General features: G+C 72.4%; 3 protein-coding genes. 1 reads left to right on the top strand and 2 read right to left on the bottom strand.

Translation table 11 applies throughout. The features are described from left to right. The coding region (locus AOK23_RS43325; RefSeq protein ID WP_157878335.1) for a helix-turn-helix transcriptional regulator at nt 1-566 on the bottom strand (566 nt) is incomplete at its 3' end. Between the two features lie 111 nt (nt 567-677). Between AOK23_RS43325 and AOK23_RS43330 the strand changes: the two genes are divergently transcribed. Continuing rightward, nucleotides 678-1,931 carry an epoxide hydrolase family protein gene (locus AOK23_RS43330; RefSeq protein WP_055717843.1) on the top strand — a complete coding sequence of 418 codons (1,254 nt, stop codon included), beginning with the start codon at nt 678-680 and terminating at the stop codon, nt 1,929-1,931. A gap of 14 nt (nt 1,932-1,945) precedes the next feature. On the opposite strand, the gene AOK23_RS43335 is transcribed toward AOK23_RS43330, so the two are convergent. Beyond that, the coding region (locus AOK23_RS43335; RefSeq protein ID WP_055717844.1) for a TetR/AcrR family transcriptional regulator C-terminal domain-containing protein at nt 1,946-2,439 on the bottom strand (494 nt) is incomplete at its 5' end.

The raw sequence follows: 2,439 nt of genomic DNA on the forward strand, positions 1-2,439 counted from the left end.
GAGCCGCCGGTGCCGCCCACCCCCGCGGTGGTGGGCGGCACCGGCGGCTCGGCGGTGTGAGGGCTGGTCACGTGCCGGGTCGTGTAGGTGAAGCGGAGGTGTTCGCGGCGGCGGCAGGCTTCGGCGATGGTCATGAGGGTGTCCGGCGAGACCTTCGGGGCCGGCGCGGCCCCCGCCCGCACCGTGGCGGTGTGGAGGGTGGTGACCCGGTGCCGCAGCCGGGAGGGCAGTACCTGCTCCAGCTTGGTGAGGGCGCGCAGCGAGGCCTCCTCGATGCCCGCGACCGTACCGTCGGCGGCGGTGCGCAGCCCGACGACCACCGCCACGGCCTCCTCGTCGTCCAGCAGCAGCGGGGGCAGACTCGCACCGGCGCCGAGGCGGTAGCCCGCGGCGCCCCGGGCGGCGTGCACGGGGTAGCCGAGGTCGCGCAGCCGTTCGATGTCGCGGCGCAGGGTGCGGCGGCTGACGCCCAGGTGCTCGGCGAGTTCCGCGCCGGAACGGTCACGTTCGCGGTGGGTCTGCAGCAGGGCGAGCAGTCTCAGCAGCCGCCCGGAGGTCTCCAGCATGGTCACGAGACTGCCGCGTCCTTAGGCCCGTAGGTGACCTAACCGGTCCCTAGCGTCGCTGCCATGACGAAGCCCACCCCCGGCGGACACGCCGTTCAGGACACCCCCGCCATGCCCGCGCACCCCACCGATCAAGCCCTGCGGCCCTTCCGCGTCGACATCCCCCGACCCCAGCTGGACGATCTCCGCGCACGGCTCGCGGCCGCGCGGTGGCCCGCCGAGGTGCCCGATGTGGGGTGGAGCCGTGGCGTGCCGGTGGGCTACGCGAAGGAGCTCGCCGAGTACTGGCGCACCGGGTTCGACTGGCGGGCCCAGGAGGCGCTGCTGAACTCGTACGAGCAGTGGACGACGACGGTGGACGGGCAGAACGTGCACTTCCTCCATGTGCGTTCGCCGGAGCCGGACGCCACGCCGCTGCTGTTGCTGCACGGCTGGCCCGGCTCCGTCGTGGACTTCCTGGACGTCATCGGGCCGCTGTCCGATCCGCGGGCACACGGTGGCGACCCGGTGGACGCGTTCCACCTGGTCGTCCCGTCGCTGCCGGGGTTCGGTTTCTCCACGCCGCTGTCGGGCCCCGGTATGAACGCGGCCCGGATGGCCGGTGTCCTCGCCGGGCTGATGTCCCGTCTCGGCTACGACCGTTACGGCGTGCAGGGTTACGACACCGGCTCCTGGGTGGCCCCCGAGATCGGCAAGCAGGCCCCGGACCGGGTGATCGGTGTCCATGTGAACGCCATGATCGCCTTCCCGGTGGGCGCGGAGGGCGAGACGGACGGCCTCAGCGAGGTGGAGCAGCGACGCTGGCAGGCCATGCAGGACTTCAACGACGGTTACCTGCAGTGCAACTCCAAGCGCCCGCAGACCGTGGCGTACGGCCTCACCGACTCACCCGTGGGCCAGCTGACCTGGATCGTCGAGAAGTTCAAGGAACTCACCGACCCGGAGGACGGGCTGCCCGAGGACAGCGTCGACCGGGACCGGATGCTGACGAACGTCTCGCTGTACTGGTTCACCGGCACCGCCGCCTCCGCCGCCCAGGTGTACTACGAGGAGATCTCCGCGAATGCCTGGGCAGCGGACGGCGCTTGGGACGGGGCGTGGGAAGCGGACGGAGCGCGGGACGGGGCGAGCGAGTGGGCGGAGGCGGCCGGTGGTCATCGCGTGCCCACCGGCGTGCTCGTCTCCGCGCATGATGTGACGGTCCGGCGCTGGGCCGAGCGTGACCACCACGTCGTGCGGTGGACGGAGCTGGACCGAGGTGGCCATTTCCTCGCCCTGGAGGCGCCCGAGGCACTGGTCGCCGATGTCCGGGCGTTCTTCCGGACGGTGCGCGGAGGGACGGAGGTACCGCCGGTCGTCCGATGAGGCGATGAAGGCGGCTATCCGGCGGGCGGGTGGACCACGGTGATGCCGGCGAGGATGAGGGTGATCCCGGCGAGGAACTGCTCCCGGTCGTCGTGCCCGCGCAGATGGGGGGCGAGGGACCGGGTGAACGGGTACTCGTCGGGGTCGAGTTCCTCCCACGCCGTCGACACGGTGTCGAGGAACTGATCGCGGTCCACGTCGGGCGGGAGCGCGCGGGCGCTCGCGCTGTTCGCGGCGTTCTGGCCGGCGGCGCCGAGGATGTAGTGCATCAGGGCCGAGGTCGCCGTGAACCAGCTGTCCTCGGGTACGCCCAGCGCGCGGACCTGCCGCCCGATGCTCTCGAAGAGGCGTGGCGCCACCGTCCCCCAAGGGCTGCGGGAGAGCTGGGTCGCCAGCTGCGTCGCGAGCCACGGGTGCTCCTCGATCGCGTCGAACAGCCCGAGCGCGACAGCCTGAATCCCGTCGCGAGCCGCCCCGGGAAGCCCACCGGCCCCGACCGCCCCAGCAG

Source organism: Streptomyces torulosus, from assembly GCF_001419765.1.
Classification (GTDB): domain Bacteria; phylum Actinomycetota; class Actinomycetes; order Streptomycetales; family Streptomycetaceae; genus Streptomyces; species Streptomyces torulosus.

Bases quoted from the DNA above. Each gene is read 5' to 3' on its own strand.
- AOK23_RS43330 (WP_055717843.1), top strand. From the start codon at position 678: ATGCCCGCGCACCCCACCGATCAAGCCCTGCGGCCCTTCCGCGTCGAC.